21 protein-coding genes are annotated in these 22,508 nt (G+C 50.1%); 10 read left to right on the plus strand and 11 right to left on the minus strand.

Annotated features, from left to right (window positions below):
• Window positions 1-15: 15 nt before the first annotated feature.
• The 4 genes from Q4E93_RS13940 to Q4E93_RS13955 all read left to right on the plus strand — a co-directional run bounded on the left by Q4E93_RS13940 (window position 16) and on the right by Q4E93_RS13955 (window position 5,021).
• Window positions 16-1,707, plus strand: coding sequence for an alkaline phosphatase family protein (locus tag Q4E93_RS13940; protein WP_303586132.1), 1,692 nt, complete (start codon window positions 16-18; stop codon window positions 1,705-1,707).
• Window positions 1,708-1,716: 9 nt separating this feature from the next.
• Entirely contained in the window at window positions 1,717-3,153 is a 1,437-nt protein-coding gene (locus Q4E93_RS13945; protein WP_303586134.1) for a PA14 domain-containing protein, read from the plus strand.
• Window positions 3,154-3,180: 27 nt separating this feature from the next.
• Window positions 3,181-3,987 carry a PKD domain-containing protein gene (locus Q4E93_RS13950; protein WP_303586136.1) on the plus strand — a complete coding sequence of 269 codons (807 nt, stop codon included), beginning with the start codon at window positions 3,181-3,183 and terminating at the stop codon, window positions 3,985-3,987.
• Window positions 3,988-4,136: 149 nt separating this feature from the next.
• Window positions 4,137-5,021 (plus strand): dienelactone hydrolase family protein, encoded by an 885-nt coding sequence (locus Q4E93_RS13955; protein WP_303586138.1) that lies wholly within the window; start codon window positions 4,137-4,139, stop codon window positions 5,019-5,021.
• 10 nt (window positions 5,022-5,031) lie between these two features.
• Here Q4E93_RS13955 and Q4E93_RS13960 read toward each other — a convergent pair whose 3' ends face one another.
• Entirely contained in the window at window positions 5,032-6,801 is a 1,770-nt protein-coding gene (locus tag Q4E93_RS13960; protein WP_303586140.1) for a glycoside hydrolase family 71/99 protein, read from the minus strand.
• A 101-nt stretch (window positions 6,802-6,902) separates the two neighbouring features.
• Between Q4E93_RS13960 and Q4E93_RS13965 the strand changes: the two genes are divergently transcribed.
• The 5 genes from Q4E93_RS13965 (at window position 6,903) to Q4E93_RS13985 (ending at window position 9,989) form a co-directional block, all read left to right on the plus strand.
• Entirely contained in the window at window positions 6,903-7,427 is a 525-nt protein-coding gene (locus Q4E93_RS13965) for a GNAT family N-acetyltransferase (protein WP_303586142.1), read from the plus strand.
• 67 nt (window positions 7,428-7,494) lie between these two features.
• On the plus strand, window positions 7,495-7,791 hold the full coding sequence (locus Q4E93_RS13970) for a hypothetical protein (RefSeq protein ID WP_303586143.1): 297 nt from the start codon (window positions 7,495-7,497) through the stop codon (window positions 7,789-7,791).
• 3 nt (window positions 7,792-7,794) lie between these two features.
• Window positions 7,795-8,586, plus strand: a complete 792-nt coding sequence (locus tag Q4E93_RS13975; RefSeq protein WP_303586144.1) for an NIPSNAP family protein — start codon at window positions 7,795-7,797, stop codon at window positions 8,584-8,586.
• A 6-nt stretch (window positions 8,587-8,592) separates the two neighbouring features.
• Complete coding sequence (locus Q4E93_RS13980; protein WP_303586145.1) at window positions 8,593-9,408, plus strand: N-acetylmuramoyl-L-alanine amidase; 816 nt, start codon at window positions 8,593-8,595, stop codon at window positions 9,406-9,408.
• Window positions 9,409-9,452: 44 nt separating this feature from the next.
• Window positions 9,453-9,989 (plus strand): STM3941 family protein, encoded by a 537-nt coding sequence (locus tag Q4E93_RS13985; RefSeq protein ID WP_303586147.1) that lies wholly within the window; start codon window positions 9,453-9,455, stop codon window positions 9,987-9,989.
• Between the two features lie 16 nt (window positions 9,990-10,005).
• Here Q4E93_RS13985 and Q4E93_RS13990 read toward each other — a convergent pair whose 3' ends face one another.
• The 4 genes from Q4E93_RS13990 to Q4E93_RS14005 form a co-directional block, all read right to left on the minus strand.
• A complete protein-coding gene (locus Q4E93_RS13990) occupies window positions 10,006-10,317 on the minus strand; it encodes an antibiotic biosynthesis monooxygenase (protein WP_303586149.1) in 312 nt (103 codons plus the stop codon).
• A 45-nt stretch (window positions 10,318-10,362) separates the two neighbouring features.
• Window positions 10,363-10,653 (minus strand): DUF1905 domain-containing protein, encoded by a 291-nt coding sequence (locus Q4E93_RS13995; RefSeq protein ID WP_303586151.1) that lies wholly within the window; start codon window positions 10,651-10,653, stop codon window positions 10,363-10,365.
• Between the two features lie 83 nt (window positions 10,654-10,736).
• Window positions 10,737-11,477, minus strand: coding sequence for a class I SAM-dependent methyltransferase (locus tag Q4E93_RS14000; protein WP_303586153.1), 741 nt, complete (start codon window positions 11,475-11,477; stop codon window positions 10,737-10,739).
• 12 nt (window positions 11,478-11,489) lie between these two features.
• Entirely contained in the window at window positions 11,490-12,896 is a 1,407-nt protein-coding gene (locus tag Q4E93_RS14005) for a glycine-rich domain-containing protein (protein ID WP_303586155.1), read from the minus strand.
• A 121-nt stretch (window positions 12,897-13,017) separates the two neighbouring features.
• On the opposite strand from Q4E93_RS14005, the gene Q4E93_RS14010 reads away from it, so the two are divergent.
• The gene (locus Q4E93_RS14010) at window positions 13,018-14,190 is read left to right on the plus strand and encodes a TlpA disulfide reductase family protein (protein WP_303586157.1); all 1,173 of its coding nucleotides are present in this window, start codon (window positions 13,018-13,020) and stop codon (window positions 14,188-14,190) included.
• 13 nt (window positions 14,191-14,203) lie between these two features.
• Here Q4E93_RS14010 and Q4E93_RS14015 read toward each other — a convergent pair whose 3' ends face one another.
• The 6 genes from Q4E93_RS14015 to Q4E93_RS14040 form a co-directional block, all read right to left on the minus strand.
• Window positions 14,204-14,545: a hypothetical protein gene (locus tag Q4E93_RS14015; RefSeq protein WP_303586159.1), complete on the minus strand. Its 342-nt coding sequence runs from the start codon at window positions 14,543-14,545 to the stop codon at window positions 14,204-14,206.
• Between the two features lie 358 nt (window positions 14,546-14,903).
• Window positions 14,904-16,418 (minus strand): SusD/RagB family nutrient-binding outer membrane lipoprotein, encoded by a 1,515-nt coding sequence (locus Q4E93_RS14020; RefSeq protein WP_303586161.1) that lies wholly within the window; start codon window positions 16,416-16,418, stop codon window positions 14,904-14,906.
• Window positions 16,419-16,430: 12 nt separating this feature from the next.
• Entirely contained in the window at window positions 16,431-19,925 is a 3,495-nt protein-coding gene (locus Q4E93_RS14025) for a SusC/RagA family TonB-linked outer membrane protein (protein ID WP_303586163.1), read from the minus strand.
• A gap of 212 nt (window positions 19,926-20,137) precedes the next feature.
• A complete protein-coding gene (locus Q4E93_RS14030; RefSeq protein ID WP_303586165.1) occupies window positions 20,138-21,136 on the minus strand; it encodes a FecR family protein in 999 nt (332 codons plus the stop codon).
• A gap of 73 nt (window positions 21,137-21,209) precedes the next feature.
• Window positions 21,210-21,770 carry an RNA polymerase sigma factor gene (locus Q4E93_RS14035; RefSeq protein WP_303586167.1) on the minus strand — a complete coding sequence of 187 codons (561 nt, stop codon included), beginning with the start codon at window positions 21,768-21,770 and terminating at the stop codon, window positions 21,210-21,212.
• A gap of 36 nt (window positions 21,771-21,806) precedes the next feature.
• Entirely contained in the window at window positions 21,807-22,499 is a 693-nt protein-coding gene (locus tag Q4E93_RS14040) for a GNAT family N-acetyltransferase (RefSeq protein WP_303586169.1), read from the minus strand.
• Window positions 22,500-22,508: the final 9 nt, after the last annotated feature.

Consider the following 22,508-nt stretch of genomic DNA (forward strand, 5'->3'; position numbering starts at 1 on the left):
AATTAACTGACCAGCATGAAAAAATACCTGTCTCTATTTCATCTGACCCTGTTTGTGGTGGTTACGGCAATAGTATCCTGCAACAAGAAGTTCACCAGGATGTTGCCGGACACAAAGTATACAGACACGGTCACCGTCTCTTACGGGCAGCGAAAGGTGCTCTATCTGATCGTGGATGGAGCAAGAGGAACCTCTGTCAACGCGTCCAATACACCCCACATCAAGACGTTGTTATCTCATTCCATCTATAGCTGGGTGGCAGTGAATGATCCGGAAGCTACCTCCATCGCCAACAATTGGGCGGACTTGCTGACGGGTGTGAAAAAGGAAAAGCACAAGGTGGTGGATATGTCATTCGACAATACAAATCTTCAAAACTATCCGGTCCTCTTCCGTCGGATAAAAGAAAGCAACCCTGCCATCAGTATCGCGGCTTTCACCTCTTCCGCCGACTTTGCCAACCATCTCACCACAGACGCGGATAAAATGAAGCTCCTGAACACGGATGAGGAAACCCGTACGGCTGTTGTAGAGAACCTGAAGACCGACACAGCCTCTCTGGTTGTCGGGCATTTTACAGATGTCGACAAAGCCGGCGCTCAATCCGGCTATGACACGTCTTTTCCGGCATATAAAGCTGCCATCGAAAAATTCGATGGCTATGTGGGTGACATCATGACCGCCCTGGGCCAGCGACCGAACTTCGAAAGGGAGGACTGGCTGGTCGTCATCGCCTCCAGCGGCGGCGGGCCGTTTACCATTCCACCCAATCAAAATGACAATACCATATTCAGTAACCCCGCGGCCAATGCTTTTATCCTTTATTACAATCCTAATTACAAGCCCAGGATCATCGTCAAGCCATTCACGGGGAACAGGTACATCGGCAAAACCATCCGGCTGAAAGGCGATGCCGTCACGGCCCAGATCGATGATGCCGGCGATTATAACATCGACGACACGACAAACTTCACCATAGAGCTCAAGATCAAAAAGAATGAGGAAGCGTTCTTCTGGCCCAGCGTCCTGGGCAAACGAAATGAATGGTCCGCCGGACATCCCAGCGTCGGGTGGGTGATCTATCTCGAGAACCATTATTGGTACCTGGAATGGCGTGGCACGAAAGACGGTGATTACCACCAGGTACGGGGCGCCGACCTCAAGAAGGACAAATGGGAGAATATTTCCGTCAAATGTGAAACTCGTGCTGGCAGAAGGTTTATACGTACCTATACCAATGGCGCATTTAATAACGAGGGAGAGATCACCGCTTCAGGGAGCTTGAGCAACAACAATGCCTTAAAGCTGGGTTTTTTAAACGGCAATGGCCACGGGACCCCCGATGTATATATCACCGATGTCCGGTTTTTTAAATTTACACTCCCCGACGCGACGATCGACCGGTATGCCTGCGAGACTTCCATTGACCAAAGCCATCCATATTTCAATTTTCTGGCCGGATACTGGCCTGCGACGGATGGACAAGGGACGCTCATAAAGGATTACGGGCCGCTGGAGCACGATTTTCAAATGCAGGGAACTTACCCCTGGGAAAGCTTCAACGACCTGATCTGTCCGCCTTCTGACCTCAGCCTGGCAGAACTGGTACCCCAAACGACGGATATACCCGCTCAGATCATCACCTGGTTTAAAATTGCCAGCAAGCAAAGCTGGGATCTCGATGGAAGGGTCTGGCTGGACCAATAACTGAAAATAATGAAAACATTCAATTACTTCGATATGGAAAAAATTGGCTGCTTTTGCATATGCCTCCTCTTACTGACGACGGGCTGCAAGAAAAAAGACGTGCAGGACCTGGCATCCATTACCTCGGAACCAAGGATCGTCTCTGCGCAAAACATCGTGGCGGGCGAGATCACGAAAGACAATTCCTTCGTTACTGTGCCCTTCCATATCAAACTTTCCGGTCCGGCAGGCAAGGCTTTCCAGGTCGCGGTAGACGTGAACTATGACACTGTGGCCCAGCTGATCGCCAGTGGCGCCTTGCAGAACACGGTTGCGGCAGCTTCCAGCGCTGTCGTTCTTCCCAATGTCATCAATGTGTCCTATGGGACAGATAGCGCCACGGGCATCGCTACGGTAAAGCTTTCTGAAGTGGAGGCCAACTACGGAAAGAACGTGGCCTTTATGATCCGGCTGATGAATCCCGGCAAAGGCAACAAGATCGACCCGGCGAAATCCACTTGCCTGGTAGTGATCAATTCCACGGATCTGATGAGCGCCGACGATCTTCACACTTTGTCCATTTCCAATGGCGGCGGCGGTATCTTACACGTGGACTTTCAGCAAAATTATGTCAGTAATTCCGGCGGTATCACCATTCCGCTGATCATCAGCCTGGCCAACCAGGCCAGCGCCGCCTTCAATGTAAAAATAAAGCTCAATACCGACACGATCGACAAACTCATCGCCTCCAATGTGCTCCCGGCGAACACAGTCCAGCTGACGGCTGCCGAATTTTCCATTGACACCATCGTGAGAATGGGCACCGGCCTAAACTCTGCCATCGTCAACCTGGCCATTCCCTGGTCCGTATTCGACGCCAACATCACCGCGAACAATTATTTCGCGTTCTATGTAAGCCTGGCGGAACCGACCCGCCACATCCTGCACCCGACAAAAAGTAGCGTCATCGTCCTGGTGAGCCCTTCCGTCAATCTCGACAACAATTCCTACATCACGGGCAATGGCACAGGACTAAAAGCCGAGTACTTCTCCAACAATCAGTTCCTTGACTTTGACGGAAGGGCGCCCGATATCGTCCGGATAGACCCCACCATCGATTTCCAGGACCACTGGAAGGGCTCTGCCATCAGTGTTGAGAACAGCTCCGCACGGTGGACAGGCGAGTTCCTGGCCCCGGTACGAGGCCAGTACACTTTCTACCAGACCCGCTGGGACGACGGCTGCCGGCTCCTGATCGACGGTAATGCCATCATAGACGATTTCACCGTGGAATGGGATAAGCCTACGAGAAAGGCGACGATAACGCTGGAAAGAGGCCAGCGCTATAAGATAGAGGCGCAACATCGTCAAAACTATGGCGGTGAGCAGGCGCACCTGGAATATGAAGTGCTGAACCTGATATCCAGGCGTATCGTTCCTAAGTCTCAATTATTCCCGGCCCCATAAATGCAGCAACCAGCAAATAAAATGACCATGCAAAAGCTTTTTAATCTCTTGTTTATACTGAGTCTGTTCGTGCAATGCAAAAAAGAAACTAAGAAGGCGCCGCCTGTGGTAGAAGAACCCAAGCCTACCGCGGCCTTCACCTACACTTTACCCGACAGCGCCAAATTCCTGGTCTATCAGTTCTCCAGCTCATCGACCAATTATAAGCAGCTGCTCTGGCAGTTCGGGGATGACAGCAGCTCCACGGAAGTGGCGCCGCTGCATTCCTACCGGTTTCCCGGCGCGTACCATGTCATACTGAATACGACCAACTCCCAGGGTTACTGGGCTACTAAAGAGATCCTGCTGAATGTAGTGGACCCTAACTTCGATCCCACCAAGGTCGGGGAGAACTATATTAAGACCATTGGCGGAACCCTTTCCGTTTCGCGTGACAATGGGGGCGGCCCTACGGCAAATGAAGGATCTTTACGGGTGATAGATGAGGACGACGCGACTAAATTCTTCCAATCCGGCTTTGCAGGGGACCTATGGATCAAATTCGAGTTCAATAGCCCTGTGGTTGCAGGCGCCTACACCATGACCTCCGGCAACGACGCCTGGGACCGCGATCCTAAATCCTGGTCTTTGCAGGGGTCGACGGATGATATCAAATGGATCACCTTGCACACCATCAATAGGACACAATGGGGGGCCAACGAACGGAAGAAGAAGATCCTTTATTTCTTCGATAATAATGAGGAGTATAAATTCTACCGGCTGAGCATCAAAGCCAATAATGGCAGCCGTGATTTTCAGCTAAGCGACTGGACGGTCAATAAGAAGCAGCCCTAAGGTTTGTTAGTTTTTAGCCTTCCCAAATTCATAATATACTTTATTGCCTTCAATAACATATCGCTTACAGCTGTCTTTGCTCCCTGTTATTTTGGTTATAGAACGAAAATACGGCTATAATTCATAAATTAGTATCTGATAAACCTTATATGCAAATAGAGAAAAAAGATATTAAACAGGAAGTATTCGACCTGTATGACGATTATGCCCACAACAGGTTAAACAGACGTGATTTTATGGAAAAGCTTTCTGCCTATGCGGTAGGAAGCATTACAGTCCCTGCACTGATGAGCTTTCTCATGCCCGATTATAAAAATTCCATCCAGGTCAGCGCAGATGATCCGCGTCTGAGATCCGAATATGTTAATTACAAATCCGAAAAAGGCGGCGGGACGATCAAGGCATTACTCTCTCAGCCTGTTGACGCGACGAGGAAGTTGGGTGGCATCGTTGTCGTTCATGAAAATCGTGGATTAAATCCGTACATCGAAGATGTCGGCAGAAGGGCGGCATTGGCCGGTTTTATATCCATCGCCCCCGATGCTTTAACGCCATTAGGCGGCTACCCGGGTAATGACGACAAAGGCCGCGAGCTGCAGAGTAAAAGGGATAAAAATGAAATGCTGGAGGATTTTATAGCAGCGTATGAATATCTTAAAAAGCATCCTGATTGTAACGGGAAAATAGGAGTGGTGGGTTTTTGTTTTGGCGGCGGGATCGCCAATTTGATGGCAGTCCGGCTACCGGAGCTGGCAGCCGCTGTCCCGTTTTACGGAGCGCAGCCACCAACGGAGCTTGTTCCACAGATAAAAGCGCCGCTGCTTTTGCACTATGCAGGATTGGATACCCACGTAAATGAAGGATGGCCCGCCTATGAAAGTGCCTTGAAAGAGAACAAAAAAGAGTACACCGCTTACATTTATCCTGGCGTAAACCATGGGTTTCATAATGACACGACGCCCCGGTATGACAAAGCCGCAGCAGAGCTGGCCTGGCGACGGACCATCGATTTTTTTACCGAAAAACTAAGCTAAGGACAGGCTTCTATCTGATGAACCTGTATCTGAACCGTCCATTAGGCGCCGTATCACCCGTGTCCAGCCAGTGCATGGGGTCGCCGTCGTCGGGGATATTATCCGTCCATTTAAAGTCCAGTGAGAAATGCGCACCCGTTATTCCTAACAGCTTCTTAGGGATGCCTAGCTCTAATTCATTGCCTTTGACTTCCATCTTCACTATCCCTGCCTGTTTCCAGGTCCCCGCCGCCGTATACTGCTCGAGCGCAACCTCCCCTGCTACGGTCTTCCGGGCCCGGAACTGAAAGCCTTCCCAGGCAGCGTGTACAGTATCTTGCGTACCGATATAAAGCATCATCCAGTTGCTGTCGGTAGAAGGGGACAAAGTGCCAGCCGTCCTGACATAAAATGACACCAGCCGCCTGTCCGCAGCCACTTTTGCGTATACGATATCATTCCGACCGGATGTATTCGTATAAGATCTTATTCTTCCATATCCGGCATGATTGCGGTGGAAAGTATCGCCTGCATCATCGGTGAACTCCGGCCCTACCCCATTCCAATCGGCGAACAGCCCGTCTATTTGTATCGCATGGTCCCGCATCGCCACCGGCACCGGCCTGCTCCCTTTATATCGCCGGATGCCTTCCACCAGCTGATAGTAATAATTATCTTTCAATGGTCCTTTTTCAGGCTCGATGTCCCGGCTGTATTCTTCATTGTATTCATCTACAAAGTAGGATCCACCTGGTGGCACGACCTTGCCTAGCATCTTATTGGGATTTTTGGCAATAAAGCGCATGGCGATCCATTCATTCCAACCCGTAACAAACACAAATTCCGGATCCACGGCTATAGCCCGCTTCCATTGCTCGGCAAAATAAAGTCCTTCTCCGCTCCTCAGCTTATCCGGCTCCTTTCCGTCATGGAAACTTCTGCCAATGTTGGATATGGGATGCTCCGCTACTGCTACGCTGATCTCTTCCGGTCTGCCCTTCTCATGCCATCCATAGTTCTGAGGGGTATGGTCCAGCCAGGGCCATTTGTCTTTTCCGTCGGCAAACCATTCCTGACCCTTGCTCCAGGCCCAGGAATGACGGCAGGTGAAAAATGCCGCGGTGGTATCGCTTAAGCCTTCAGGTGGGCATAACATCAGGGGCTTGCCTTTCCAGTAGAACCAAAGTTCCTTGTACAGCCCTTTGGCATAGATGGCTTCATACAGCCGACGTACTGTCTCTTTTGGCTGGGTATTGACGATGAAGGCAACGGCAGGCGTTGACCGGCCCTCCCGGCGCAACGCTGCATAGGTAGCCAGCAGCCTGGTCACCTGCGGCAGGTAGATCAGGGCATTGGTCGCATCGAGTATGAGGACATCCACACCCGCATCCGACAGCATTTGCACATGACGACGGATCACCCATTCATCATCCGACACATAATATCCGAAGGCGGGTTGGCCCCAGTGATGATAGGCATGCGAAGGTCCATATTGCGGATCGGTAGGATGCGCCGCCAGCATCTGTGTAATATCATAAGGGCTCACCGTGTCCCCGGGATGCTTATCCTGGACGCCCTCATCTTCCCTGGCGGGCGTTTCGTGATCATAGCCATGCGCGCCATGCCACACGAAATAGAAGACCCCTACATAACGGTCCTTCCGTATGACGCCATGTTGCGCAGCCATTGGAAGCCGACGACCCAGGGCATCAATAGCGGGCCAGGTGTCGGCCTGCGCGGCGGCAAGTAAACTGCAGCTCATCAATGTCAACCAATACAGGGCCTTTGTTATCAAGTGCATACGAATAGTTTCTTCACGGATAAAATTAGGGCAATCTGCCTTTTCCGGCGTCCTGTTCAATCCTGCCTCGTTACCTTATTTCTTAATAGATTTGCGACACTATGATCAAATTGGCAACCTTTGAACACATCCCGGCATTGCAGCAGCTGATAGCGATCTCCGTTCGCGGGCTGAGCACTGCATATTATACGCCGGCCCAGATCGAAAGCGCCATCCGGTATGTCTTCGGCATCGACAGCCAGCTGATCAGCGACGGAACGTATTATATCTTTGAAGAAGATCATGCCATCGTTGGCTGCGGCGGCTGGAGCAAACGAAATACCCTTTATGGAGGAGACCAGCACAAAGAGACTGAAGACCCACTACTCGATCCGGCTAAAGATGCCGCCAGGATACGGGCATTCTTTGTACATCCCGATCATGCAAGACGGGGCATCGGCAGACAGATCATCGCCACCTGTGAAGCGGCGGCGAAAAGCAATGGCTTCGCCAGCCTTGAACTGGGCGCCACCCTGCCCGGCGTTCCACTATACATAGCGATGGGTTACCATCCCCTGCAAAGGATTGATGAGCTCCTGCCTGACGGCGAAGTGCTGGGGATCGTAAAAATGCAGAAAAAGATATAACTACCCTTTTTTTGCCTGAATAACCATTTCGGAATGGCGTCCCATGATTTTCATACATTTGTAACCTATGGCAAAAGAAAAGAACAAACCCGTCCCGGTGAGATTCGATCTGCGACTACTGGAAGTGCTGAAAGAGGAAGAGAAAATAGAAACGCCTCAACAGGCTTTGAACTTCCTGGCGAAGTTTTGGGAAGACCACCGGCCTGCCAAAGATGGCTTTGCAGGCGAGCTCAAAGAGATCGGTACGCCCGCTCCTGTCAGGAAAGGAAAGGAGCCTGCAGCGTTAGCCCACCCTTCCGGTCTGTCGGGCATCGATCTTGCCATCTGGAAAGCCGAACAAAAAGACAAAATCAAGAACAGCTAACCAATGGACAGACGCAAATTCGTACAGTCGGCATTACTTTCAGGCCCCCTGCTGACGGGATTGCTTCCATCTGAAAATGCCCCCGCTATGAGCAGTAAGGATCAGGAATGGTATGAGCTTCGGACCTATCTGTTTGCCAACGATGCCCAACGGCGGCTGACCGGTGCCTATCTTGAACAGGCCTATCTCCCTGCGCTGAATCGTGCCGGCATTGAAAATATTGGTGTTTTCTCCGAATGGCAGCCTCAGGCAACAGGTAAAATGTTCCTGCTGATCCCTTTCAAATCCATAGGGTCATTCACGGCGATCAATGGAAAGTTGGCTCATGATGAGGTGTACCTGCGTGCAGGAGAAGCCTATCTCTCCCCCGACCCTGCCCACCCTGCTTACGAGCGGATAGAGAGCTCCCTGCTAAAAGCATTCGTACAAATGCCCCGGATTGAACTGCCGGATAAAAAGCCGCGCCTGTTCGAATTACGCTGTTATGAGAGCCCTGGCGAGGCAGCAGGACAAAAGAAGATAGAGATGTTCAATGATGCCGGTGAGATCGCTGTCTTTAAAAAGATCGGGGCCCGGCCCGTGTTCTTCGGAGAGACCATTATTGGTCTGCGCAGACCCAACCTGACCTATATGCTTTGTTTCGATGATATGGCAGCGCATGACGCACGTTGGAAGGCATTCGGCAGCGATCCGGAATGGAAAAAGATCAGCGCGATGCCTGAGTATGCAGATGCCAGGCTGATCTCCAAGATCACCCGCACTTTCCTGGAGCCCGCCGTTTATTCACAGATCTAAGGATTTATGAGAAAATATATCATCTCTTTCAGCCTGTTCTTATTCCTGTTCCTGTCATGTAAGGTCAATCCCTATAAGACGACGAACAAAGACTATAAAAGGCAGTCACGGGCATATGCTCGTATACTTAGCCAGACACCCCTGGCCACTGACGCAGATTCAGTTCCTCTGTCCCCCTATTGGGTCGGAACGACTAATTTCAACATGCGCAGACCCAACTTTATCATTATCCATCATACTGCACAAAACAGCTGCCCCCAGACCTTGCAGACCTTCACCTTGCCCAGGACCCAGGTCAGCGCGCACTACGTTATTTGTAAGGACGGCACCATCTATCATATGCTGAATGACTACCTGCGGGCATGGCAGGCCGGCATCAGCAAATGGGGTAATATCACGGATGTCAATTCCATATCAGTAGGCATTGAGCTGGACAATAATGGCGCCGAATCATTTCCCGACGCACAGATCAATAGCCTGCTGCATCTGCTGGACACGTTGAAGCGTTCCTATAAGATACCCGCCGCCAACTTCATCGGGCACGGCGATATAGCACCCACCCGTAAGAACGATCCCAATGCCGCCTTCCCCTGGAAAGCGCTGGCAGATAAAGGATTTGGACTATGGTATGGCGATACCACAGGCATCTGTGTTCCCGAAAGCTTCAGCAGCCTGACCGCCTTGCGGGTCATCGGCTATGATATAAAGGATAGCAGTGCCGCAGTCCTTGCATTCAAGCGGCATTTTGAACAGGATACCACCCGCACCTGGGGTCTGCCAGAACAGAAGATCCTCTATACATTGTATAGGAAATACGAATAATTCACTTTTTCAATACTATTTTTAGACTCATTTCAATTTGCTCCATGACTGAACATGTGGAAATTCCTTTGAACAAAAAGAAATTGACTTTAATGCTCTTTGGGTCGCTCGGGTTCGTAATTATAGGTTGCTGGTTTATCATAAAGCCTCCCGTGATTGAAAATGCATTTTTGGGCGATCCGGCAGTCATAAGGGTTGCGGGCGTTCTGTCGGTTCTTTTTTTCGGAATTGTCGCTTTCACCCTTGTGAGAAAGTTGCCTGATAACAGACCTGGCCTGATCATTGACGATCAAGGGATCACGGACAATTCCAGCGGTGTTTCGGCCGGATTGGTCCTTTGGGAAGATGTACTGGAAATAAAAATAAGCACTGTGTATAAAAATAGGTTCATTATGATCGTAGTGCGCAACCCGGAAGAATATATCGACAGACAAACCAATCTGATAAAAAGGAAGGCAATGGCGCTTAATCATAGATCCTATGGTTCCCCCATCAGTATTTCTGCCAATGGATTGAATGCAAATTTTGATGAGCTGTATGGGATCATTCGAAGGCAATTCGGCAGTCGTGTTTCTCATTGAATCATTGTCCCGGGGATCACTTCTTCGTCACATCATAACTATCATAATGATAGACCTTCTGTTCAAATTCTAGTAAGACACCTTCGTCCTCAGGATAATACACCGCCTTTTCATAATCTTCTCCTGCAAAACGCTTCACTGCGTCCATGCTCTCCCATTCCGTAATGGTATAAAAATGACAGCAGTCCTGCTCTTTCCGCCTCCATACTTTTATAGACAGGTTGCCCGGCGTCTCCCGGTATTCTCTGGTGCCATCGTTCAGCAGAAAATCCAGGTAGCTATCCGCGTGCTGAAGGGACGTCCTTCCATGCCATATTCTGGTTATCATTTGCTGCATTTTTTATATATCCAGGATGGTTAAATTTATTGCCATCTATATTCTTTCCTCCAACTGCACAGTCACCAGGTCGCCCGCGTCCTTGCCAATGGTCTTACGCAGATCAGCCTTTATCGGCAACTTATGCCTTCCATCACCTAATGCCATGAAAGAGCTTTGGAATGGATGCCCATCCACCGTACCTCTTACCTTTACCAGCCCCCTGGTACCAAAAAACACTGCTGAATCAGGCCAGACCAGGTAAGTCCAGCCGCCTTTGTTGGGACTCTTTTGCAGTTCGGCAGTAAATCGTTTATTCAAGCTGCCCTTTGCAGGTGTTTGCTTCATAAAACAATATTTCTTACAAAGGTACCTTGTTCTCTAAAGAGCAGCAGGCGGCAATCACGACTTTTTAAGGGCTATTTACGTCATTATTTTTCAATCCTTGCCACCCTGAGCAGAATGGGGAACCTTCCTTTTATCGTCTTATCGTTCCCCCAGCTTGCTTTCAACGTATCACGCACCAGGTCGATCGGATCATGACCCTTTTCCTTTTCATAATGCTTTACGGCCGACCAGGTCCCGATGTATCCGACCAGGTGCTCGAACGACCATTCAACGCTATGCTCAAAGGCAGGGGCATTGATCTCCCGGTAAGGGAAGGGAATGGTCTTGTAATCTTCATCGATATATCTCCTTTCCTTATCCCAGTACGGTCCTACGATAGTACGGTAGAAGCCGCCAATGATCTTGTCGATAGCAGGATTGGTTCGTATAAGTCCATACCCGATGACGGCCAGCACACCCCCTGACCTGATCGTTCTGTGCACTTCCTTATAGAAAGCGTCGAAGTCGAACCAATGAATAGCCTGCGCCACCGCGATCAGGTCGAAGGTGTCATCAGGGAAAGTAGTCTTTTCCGCACGCTGCACTGAATATTCGATGTGCTCGTGCCTGACAGCATGATCTATCTGCTGTTGACTGATGTCAGTCGCCATCACCCTGTCAAAATACTCCGCCAGCACCCCGGCCACTTGTCCATTGCCCGTTCCACAGTCCCATGCGTTTTCTCTGCCTGGAACAATAGACAGCAAATAATCAAACATTCCCTTGGGGTACGTCGGCCGGAACCTGGCATATTTATCTGATTGGCTTGAAAAATTATCTTTCATAAAGGACATCTTTTAATCGCCACCCCCACACCCGCCGCATCCACCACCACCTCCTCCTCCACAGCTCCCGCCACCGCAGCTGCTTCCCCCGCTGCAGCTGCTCCCACCGTTTGAAGAGCCCCAGGAACTTACGGGCGTATAACTTGCAAATATCCCTGTGAGCAACACGCCTTCCGTTAGGCCGTTTATGGCCGGAATACCTTCCAGGGCAAACTTTGACACTAACTCCGCATCTTTACTCACCAGCCTTTCAAGCCTTTCTTTAACTCTCGCGCGGACCAGCGAAGATTTCGAGAAAGATCTCAATGCCACGAAAAACAAAACGGACAGTACGGCCGCTTCCAGCAACAGCAAAACAAAAGGCCGGTCGTTCATCATGGCCTGGATACACCTGACCAATAGCATCATGTAAAAAGCGAAATGAAAAAGATATGCCCGGGCAAAGGATTCCGGACGACGCCCAAATTTATTCAGGGCCTCCAGCGCAGGGTGGGAAAATTTCCCCCGCGTATACCATTTGTCATAAAGTTCGTCATAGGCATGTATGCTGCCATCCTCTGCTTCTGCATAAGCAGTGATCAGAGGATTCTCTTCCTTCGGGAAAGTCCGGTACTTTGCTTTCTTCACCTGGAAGAAATTATCCTTGGTCACTTCGATCAGCTCCCTTCTTGTCAGATCGATGATGCTTGCCTGCAAAGCCCGATGCCTGCCATATAAAAGGTCAGCCATCTGGAAGGTGGAGACATCGGTTGGAAAATAGTCCGCGACCACCCCGTCAATACTTCGCTTCACCTGCCAGCGGTAGATGACGTAGGAAAAAAACAGTGCGGCCCCATACAAAGGAAAGAATACGAGAAAATGTGGACCTCCGAGTGTAAAAGGTGATAAGGTATGATACACGCCATCTATGAATAAGAAGGGAGAGAGCAGCAGGATCACGACTGACGCAACAGCCGATCTGTTCCAGGTAACACGAGGTTCTTCCGGTATGCTGACACCCGGTTCGGGGGGTGGCCAGACATCGGATGGAGGATCGACGTCAAATAGAGAGCGATATTGTGCAAGGGTTTCCTTATACCATTCCTGGTGTTTGTGGTCCTCCTGGTCGCCACCGGAGGAAGGATGGTGATGGATGTCTTTACCCAGGGTGTCACGGCAGAGGTCTTTCCAGTAAGATTGCGTGTAGGTCAGATGCAGATGCCATACTTCATCCACCGTCCGAGAGGGAGAAGCTCCCTTTTCGGAAATACAGCACAGCAGGATGAACTTCCTGTATTCTTCGATGGCTCTATGTGTAAATTCGATCGACCATTTTTGTGTGGCGGCAAGTTTGGCAGAGAAAGGAACCACCGCCGTTCCATCATCGATAGGAAAGCTTTGAATTTTGTCCCAGAGTGGCAGGTGTTCTTGCGGTACCATTTGGATACCCAAAGCTAAAACAAAGTTCTAATTAATGCAATACCCTGATATTTATTCAATGTTATCCTTCGCCGCACACGGATTGCAGCCAACATACATATATTTAAGCACAAATTTTCTCATGAAACCTTTATCCATCCTCCTTCTGCTGGCCTTGCTCTCCTGCAATGGCGTCGGCAAAAAGGAGGCCGACTATACACGTGCTTACACGCTCACCGGTAAGATCGCAGGTCTCGATGAAGGACAGGTCTACATATGCCACAGACAGAAAGAAAATAAATTTGATACCGCGGATATTCACGATGGTGTTTTCGAATTCACCGGCCGTGCAGATACCCCCGAATTCTGCAACCTGGGATTTTTCAACCAGGGCAATATGGACTTCCGGTTCGGGTTTTTCCTGCAGAATGGTAAGCTGGAGCTCACCGCCCGTATAGATTCATTACAGGACGACGCAGTAATGATCACTGGAGCCCCGGCCCAGGATGATTTCAGTGTATTAAGCAAGGCGCTCGTGCCGGTCCATACCGTTGCACAAAGCCTGGACAGTCTTTTTAAGATTGCATCCGATGCGAACAACAAAAAATTGCAGGATAGTCTCGTTAATGTTGCGAAGATCATTGGACAACAGGAAAAGGATCTGATAAAGAAGTTTGTATGGCAACATCCTTCGTCCTATGTCTCCGCATTTGAGCTTTCTACGGCCTTTGCCACGAACCCGGATGGAAAGGAATTAGACAGTCTCTACGAGCGGTTGGACGCACCTGTTCGGGCGTCCTACTATGGCCAGAAAGTAAAAGAGGTCCGGGACAAGGCCCTCCTCACCGATGTGGGCCAGCCCGCTCCGGACTTTACCCTGAACAGTTCCGAAGGCAAGCCCATCTCTCTCTCTTCCTTCAAAGGTAAATATGTATTGATAGATTTCTGGGCCAGCTGGTGCGGGCCCTGTCGCAGGGAAAACCCCGCCATCGTTGCTGCCTGGCAACGCTACCATCCCAAGGGGTTCAATATCCTCGGCGTGTCGTTGGATGATAAGAAGGACAAATGGCTGGAAGCTATCAAAAAGGATCAGCTGCCCTGGACGCACGTGGCCGATCTCAACGGATGGCGGAGCAGCGCTGCCGTACTCTATGGTATAAGAGGCATACCTATGAATTTCCTGCTGGATAAGGACGGAAGGATCATCGCCAAAAACCTTCGGGGAGAAGCGCTGGAGCAGGAGTTGTCAACACTTTTTCAGGACAAGACACACAAAAAAACAAAACCCCCGTATCACGGGGGCTTCATTCACTAACTTCGGAACTATATTAAAATGTTCCCTGATCTTTTGGCACGATGCGCGCAACAGCCCAACCGGAACTGCGCGTAGCAGAAAGCGAAATGATCTGGTCTGCATTTTCGACCGTGATGTGATAAGAGATCTTGCCGCTGGCCTCTTCCTTGCTTAGAGCCGTGATCCAATAATCCTTGTATTCCTTTTTAATGCTTGCTAAAAGCTTCGAGGGTAATTTGTCGGAGAGAATATTCCGTACCACGGTGTTGCTCTTCTTGGAGCGCTCACCTTCATTGTTAAAATTACCGTTATTAGCGTGAGCATGCACAGTTCCAAGGGTCAGACATAGGACGATCGGAAAAATGGACTTTTTCATGAGGGTATGTGTTTTTTACTTTTTGCCCGCTTATAACGGGATTCAAAGACTTAAAGTATTTCCCGGACGGAAAATTTTCTCCATTTTTACTTACCGTTATATATAATTGCTAATGGCATGCATAACTGCTTATAAAACAGTTGCTATAATAGTCCCTATAGATGAGGACCTTTTAGATGGATGGAGTAGCCAGGAAAAAACAGGCGATCCACGCGATCAACTCAACAAGGCCTATTATATAAAGTATATATTTCATAATCCTTCCCCCTTCGTATTACTTTTAGCAAATCGTATGCCCTGCCCAAAAAAAGAGGACCGCCCCAGCAGGAGCGGTCCATTTCCCATTGTTGACTGTCTATTAAGGTTTATCCCACCATACTCTGCCCGTCAGGTCGTCCTTCCCTCCCAAACCGGGCTGTGTCTGTACCGCCGCATTATAATTGGCGGTGTTGATATTCGGTTCGCTGCTGGGGTATGCCTGCCTCCTGGGAATGGGAATATTATTGTTATCAGGCGCTGGTGTGAGCGCAGGATATCCCGTACGTCTCCATTCCGCCCAGGCCTCATACCCATTCATATATAAATGCACCCAGCGCTGGTACCCGATCTGACGTAAAGCATTGGCCGCATCATACACTATTTCCGGCCGCGCCAGATAAGCACCCAGGCCGGTGGTATCGCCTTCGTCGGTTCGGGAATAGGGGGTTCTTTCCACATCATCCACCGCGCCAGATTTAAAACTATTCCGGTTCCATTGGCGTACCGAGGCTTCAATAGCTGCCTTGTATTTCAACGCAGCATCTGCATCGCCTCCGGACAGCCATCCCAACTTATCCGCCTCGGCTTCTGCCAGCAACATCTGAGCGTAGGTGACGATATAACAGGGTGCGTTCTGGGCGCGTACATGCACTCCCATAAAAGAGACCTGCGAAGATTGGATGGCCGAAATGTCATTGCCATCCAAACCATAGGGCACTCCGGCATAGTCGCCTGTGGCGGGAGCCGGATCGGCGAATATGGGCAGGCGGGGATCCTGCAGCGGATTCATATAATCCGTCATGGTCTTGCTGATCCAGTACCAGGGGCGGTTTTGCACATCGGCTACGTAATACCAGTAATTCTGGTTCGTGGGATCCGACAGGTGCACGTACACCGCATTTCCGCTGTTATTGGTAATAAACCCGCCTGCTATTGCATCGGCAAATTCCACCTTGCCTTTGTCGGGGTCTATCTTCGACAAACGCAAAGCCATCAGGGCCCGCATGGAATTCGCAAGCCTTCGCCATTTATCCATTTGGGTGTTAGGGTCATCGCCATATAACAGGTCCCCCGCCACCCCATTCCCGTCATCTATCTGAGCCGCCGCTTCTTTCAGTTCTTTCAGCAAGTCGGCATAGATGTCCTTCTGTGCATCGTATTTTGGCGCAAAGTTGTCCTTTGCTTTCAAAGCCTGAGAATACGGAATATCTCCCCAGCGGTCAGTCATATGCCAATAGAAATAGGCGCGCAGGATGCGGGCTACGGCCAGCTGGTTGTTCTTCGAACCCTCACTTGCATTGAACGTCTTGCCGTCTATGATGGTTTGAAGGTTTTCCAGCGGACCACTGTAAATGCCATAGAAATTGAAATTCACTGAAATATACCTCGAATCATCCGTATACGGCTTTTCCGCCCATTGCTGCGTATACAGCGCTCCGGAGATCCCTTCGATGATCACGGGTATATAATTGATCGAGGAAGTGAGCAATTGAGCATTGGAAGCGATGGTAGGGCTATTGGGACTGACGTTGATATCGGAGGGAAACTTCTTGCATCCGGGTGCAGCCCCCCACACTGTTATAATTGCTGCTATTATTAAGAATTTGGTTCTCATGATCATGATTTTTTAAAAAGAAATTGTCAGGTTAAGACCGTAGGAACGTGCAGTGGCGAGTTGACCGGTTTCCAGCCAGTTAAGGGTAGAAGCTCCCGTGGCCAGTTCGGCAGGGTTCACTCCCTTGGGCGCTTTCTGCCAGATCATCCAGACATTCCGTGCAATAAAAGCCAGATTCATGCTTCTGAAAGGCAGGGAAGGAATTTTTGTCTTGCTGAAAGAGTAGCCCAGTCTTGCTTCCCGCAACCGAATATAAGAGGCATCTTCCGTCCACGCTTCATACACCTTTGTCCCGATGGTCTTTCTGTAATAATCCCTTGCCTTTACGTAGGCGGTTACGGGCTGCCCGGTAACCGAGGAAATACCCGAAACTTTTACTCCGCCTCCGGCGGCTATGTCATCTCTGATATTCTTTCCCTTATCGTTCATCGCAGCCGTCTCGGCCGCCTGCCCGCTTTTTACTGCCAGCATCTTCGTCCAGCTGATGAACTTCCCTCCATCCTGGAAGTCGACGGCGGCGGACAGATCGAAATTCTTCCAGGTCACTGTATTTTGCCAGCCGCCTGTAAACTTGGGCAATACGTTACCCAGTTCGTGTCCTGACTCATACATGGGCAGATTGGCAGCGTCCAGCAGGATCTTCCCCGTTTTTTGATCCCGTTTGTAACCATTGCCCACGATCGTTCCGAAAGGTTCTCCCTCCTTGGCCAGCAAATACATATCCACACTGGCATACCGGTTGTTATCCAACTGGTAGGTATGAAGACCAGGATACAGCGCTTTGACCATGCTCGTATTATGGCTGACATTAAATGTGCTGGTCCAGCTGAAATGCTTCGTCATCACCGGTGTGGCATTGATGGTGACCTCAATGCCATGGTTTTCTATATTGCCCGCATTGATCACCGAAGTGGTATAACCGCTGGCGCCCGACACATCCAGGGGCAGTACGGCGTCCTTATTATTCTGGTGATAATAAGTGGTACTGAATCCTATCCGACCCTGCAGGAATTTCATGTCCAGTCCCGCTTCGTACGCCGTGCCCAGCGAAGGCTTCAGGTTGGGATTGTTCAAAGTATCCGGCACTTCCATGGGGAAGCTGCCATTATAAGGCTGGCCCAGGTTGAAGTAACCGGTGGTCAGATAAGGAGGGATGTCCGAACCTGCCTGTGCAAAGCTTAATCTCAGTTTGCCATAAGACAGCGGCCGCCATTTGAGCAGTTCGCTGAAGACCATGCTCGCAGAGACGGATGGATACAGGTAAGAATTGTTGTTCTGTGGAAGAGTGGAAGAAATATCGTTACGCAGACTGGCATCCAGGAAGTAGGTATTCTTATATCCCAGGGTTACCGACCCATAAGCGCTCCTTACCTGTTTTTTCCTCAGGAAATTAACTACGGATGGCCTTTCCAATGAGTTGGCGATGTTGTAAAAACCCGGCGTGACGAATCCTCCTTGCGTTTCCTCCTGAAGGTAATCATAACGTTGGGTGAGTATATTTCCGCCCAAATTGGCGTTTAAGGAGATGTCCCCCCATTCCTTGTTGTATTGGGCCAGCAATTCATAGTTCATTTCCTTGGACTGGTATTTGCCTATCCAGAACGAAGGGGTGCCCCTTCCGCCCGGTGCATTGCGGCCGTCCAGGTTTTGAGTAAAGCCGTCCTGTCTTGCAAATCCAGTCACCGAAAGGCCGGGAAGGATCGTCCAACGGAGTCCAACGTCCCCGAAGAAACGGTCGCGTCCATCATGCGCAGGGTTCTCATAGGCATCGAAATAGGGATTATTCCAGTCAATGGGTGTCGCGTCCGTATACACGCCTTCCGGACTTGGATCTCCTACATTCCATTGATAGAATGTCCCGTCCGGATATTTATACTGTTTCAGCTTTTTCATATCCAGGTTGCGCTGGAACCATTGATACATATTCCGGGAACCCAGGGACTGGTAGCCTTGTGAGGGACGTTGCCCTTTATTTTGGGCATAGTTCAGGTTGACCGTGGCCACCAGGGCGGACGTAATATTCAAAGATCCGCTGAAACTGAGATTATTCCGTTTGAGATAGGTGTTCGGCTCGATGCCTGTAATATCGGTGTTGTTATACGAGAGGCGGAAAGTAGTGTTCTGACCGCCTCCGGTGAGAGAAAGACTGTTATTCAGCGTGCGTCCCGTCACAAAATATTCTTTGATATTATCCGGATGGGGTACGAACGGGGTAGCCTTGCCGAAGTCAGGGTCCGCACGATAAAAGCTGTACTGGTGGCGGACCAGCGTTCCATCCATTTTTGGCCCCCAGCTTTCATCCCAGGTGCCGTCCACATACTTGGTGTCGACCCCATTGATGGGGACGGTCTCAAAATTCAGGGAGAAGCCTGCACCATAAGTGTTCTGCAGGGGCATGAAATTACCTGCTTTCTCTATCGAGGCGGCAGAGCTAAATACCACAGTGGGCTTGCTGTTCCTGCTTCCTTTTTTAGTAGTGATGAGGATTACGCCAAACTGGCCCCGTAAGCCATAGAGGGCGGAAGCCGCCGGGCCTTTCAATACATTCACCGACTCAATGTCCTCAGGGTTGATATCCTGCGCCAGGTTGCCGAAATCCCGCCCGTTCTTACTTGCATAATTGGAGTTGGAGATAGGAGTATTGTCTACCACGATCAATGGCTCTCCATCGCCAGTGACGGAATTGACGCCCCTGATCTGGATCTTTTGGGTGCCCCCCATACTGGCGGCGGAAGACCCCGACACCTGCACTCCGGCTATTTTACCTCCCAATGACCCGATGACATTCTGCTCCTTGGCAACGGTGAGATTACTGCCGCTGATCTGCTGGGTAGAATAACCCACCGACCGCTCTTTCCGGGTGATACCCAGCGCCGTAACAACCACTTCATCCAGCTTACTGCTTCCCTGCTGCATGACAAATGTATAGGTCGCGATCTCGTTGTCCGACACCCGGACATCCCTGGTGACCGTCTCGAAGCCGACGGCCGAAACCTTTAATTTATAGCTGCCCGCTCTCAGACCCGTGAGCATAAACTCCCCGCTGTTGTCGGCAGCAATGGCTCTGTTCGTACCTTCCACCGTTATCGTGGCATTAGGCAAGGGTTCTCCCGTCGCCGTGGTGATCTTCCCTTTAATACCTCCGTCCAATACGACATTGACGTTTGGCCGGGCCACCACCAACGGATTTACCCTTATTTTTTTAATGATGATATTGCTGTTGACCTGTTCATATTCCAGGCCCGTATTACGCAGCAGCGCGTCCAGCACGCGGGAGACAGGGATATCAGTCCCCTGGTAATTGATATTATTGTACCCGACTATGTCGTTTGTCTTATAGGTGAAGGGCAGGTTGGTAAGCGTTTCTATTTTCCGCAAAGCATGCTTCAACGAGACATTCTTCAGCTGGATGGACAGCGTCATTTTATCCAGATCCTGGCCACTGCTGTCACGTGCCACCAGCAATCCGCCTGAAATGAGCAGTATGCCCAGGAAAAATGCTCTCATAATTAGACCTTTGTTTTTTGATAACAGGGCATGCGGATGCAGGCATGATACATGCAAATTCATATATTTGATGAGTTTTAAGTAATTCGTAACAGGGTTATATTAAAACTTCGGACCGCCCCAGTCGCAACCTGGGAGCGGTCTCTTTTTTTAATAAAGTTATGTTGGCGGGGATATGTTCATAAGCATATAGTTGAATGTTGGTTTGAATCCTATTGAATGATCCATACGCCGTCGGCCTGACGCAGCATCGTATCGGTCAGCCTGCACAATACCTGTAACGCCTGCTCTATCCCTATCTCCCTTCTGAATGACGTGGAAACCTTCAGGTTCAGAATGGTGGCATTGTCGATCCTGATCTTTACATTGTAAAGCCTTTCGAGGTCCGCGATGATATCCTCCAGCGTCTCATCCTCATACGACATATTGCCCTGCTGCCATGCAGCCACGGCAGCCGGAGCGATCTTTTTTTCGACCACCGGGTCAGCCTGGCTGCCGACTTTCACCAGCTGTCCCTTCACCAGGGTCGCTACTGCGACATTGTCGTAGCTTACCCTTACTTTTCCCGCACTCACGGAAACAATGATATTTTTTCTGTCCGGATAAGCTTTGATGTTAAAAGCCGTACCCAGGACGGTGGTAGAGATCCTGCCGGTATGAATGATGAACGGGGCTTTCTCAACATGCTTTACGTCGAAATAGGCTTCGCCGGACAATGTCACCTCCCTTTTGCCGTCCTTAAAATGCGCGGGGAATTCAAGTGAGCTGGAAGCATTCAGCCACACCTGCGTGCTATCGGGTAACAGAACATATTTATATTCGCTTCGTTCGGTGATCGTCCTGGTGAGGGTGGCCGCCGCCGGCGTAACGGGGGCCCGGCCTGTGCTATGGAGCAGCCAGGTGATAGCTACGATCGTCAGCAGGCCGGCAAGGACTATGATGCCCGTCACCGGCTGCTTCCGGTGACGTTTCTTCAGCTGCGTAACATCGGTGACCTTTGCTTTGTCCGTCAGGACGAGGTCTCCCAATTCATTTACATACGTCAGAGAGGAAGGGGCCTGCGCTTTCTCCTCGTATAGGCTTTTGATCAGCCTTCTCAACGCCTCATCCTGTCCGGACGCCCGGATGTATGAAAAGAACTCTTCCAGCTCTTCCCGGGTACACTTATTCTCCAGATATTGCCTGAACAGGTATTTTAGTCTTTCTTCCATTAGAAAAGGTATTAACCTCCTATGGAAGACGAAGCAGCCGGCAACTATTCCTACCCGGTGAAAAAAAATAATTCTAGAAGAAAAAGAACCCGGAATTACGGGCTACGAAGTTGCGGATGGACTTGATGGCGGCGGACAGCTGGTTTTTGACAGTATGACGGGAAATAGATAATTCCTCCGCTATTTGGGCGTGATCCAGGCCTTCTTTCTTGTGTAGACAATAAATGCGCTTGCGCTGGGGAGGCAGCAGATCGATGGCCTGCTGGATGATCCGGTTGTATTCCTTCGCCTCCATCCATTCATCCGTATCGTTGCGGGCCTGCGAAATATTATTCCAGATCGTGTCCTTCAGACGGCTGTCGGCAGCAGCTTTGCGGAGAAAATCGATCACCTTGTTCTCCGTCACCCGGTAGAGCCATGCTTCTATATTATGAATTTCCTGCAGGTGATGTCGGTGCTCCCATAACTTCAGGAACACCTCCTGGATAATATCCTTCACATGCAGCTCCGATTTGACCAGGCATAGCGCCAGCATGTATAGCCGGTGTTCGTATTGCTGGAAGACATCCGCGAAGAACATCTCCAACGCACGCTCGTCTCCATCGCCATTTATGGGGTGCAGGTAGCCGGTCATGATTAAAATTAAACAAAAAATAACAAACGAGCTTCCTCATGCAATCCTCTTTTTCAACTTCCAGAAACTGATCATCCTCCTTGCCTTAAATCCCAGGTATGCATAAATGCCGATCGCCCGCTGGTTGCTCTGCAGCACATGCAGGTAGGGCGTACGCCCCTTTTTCAGGTTGGACCTGCATACATGTGCCGTCAGTTGCCGCGCATATCCCCTTCCCGTGTATGCGGGGTCTGTACAAATAGCGCTGATCTCCATCAGCCCTTCCGGCCGCATACGCTCCCCCGCAATAGCCACCAGCGCGCCCTCCTGCCGGATACCGAAATAATTTCCCAGCAGATGCGTATCAGGTTGATAATAGCCCGGCTGAACCTTATTAATTAAGTTGAACATGTCGTCCTTGTCTGCTGCCGTAAGTGGGAGGATAGATGTATCCGTTGCAATGTCCAACAGCTCCGGCAGTACCATCTGTAGACAAGGTAATTCCTTTATCACCTCCCAATGAGGAGGCAGGGGCGGAAGACCCCCGATGAGGAAAAAAACTTCATCCGGCAGCAACCATTCATCCAGCGCCAGGATCTTTTCCGGCGAGGCATGATCATAAGCGGCGAAAGGCAGTATCCCTCTTCGAAAACGTTTTACGGCAGCAGTGCCGGTGGCGAAAGCTCTTTGATCGCTTGTCAATGCCGACCAGGCAGGATTGTCTAATTGCAGGAGGTGCTCGTGGTTCATATGCAAATG

The sequence above is a fragment of the Flavitalea plasmicola genome (assembly GCF_030546645.1).
Lineage (GTDB): Bacteria > Bacteroidota > Bacteroidia > Chitinophagales > Chitinophagaceae > Puia.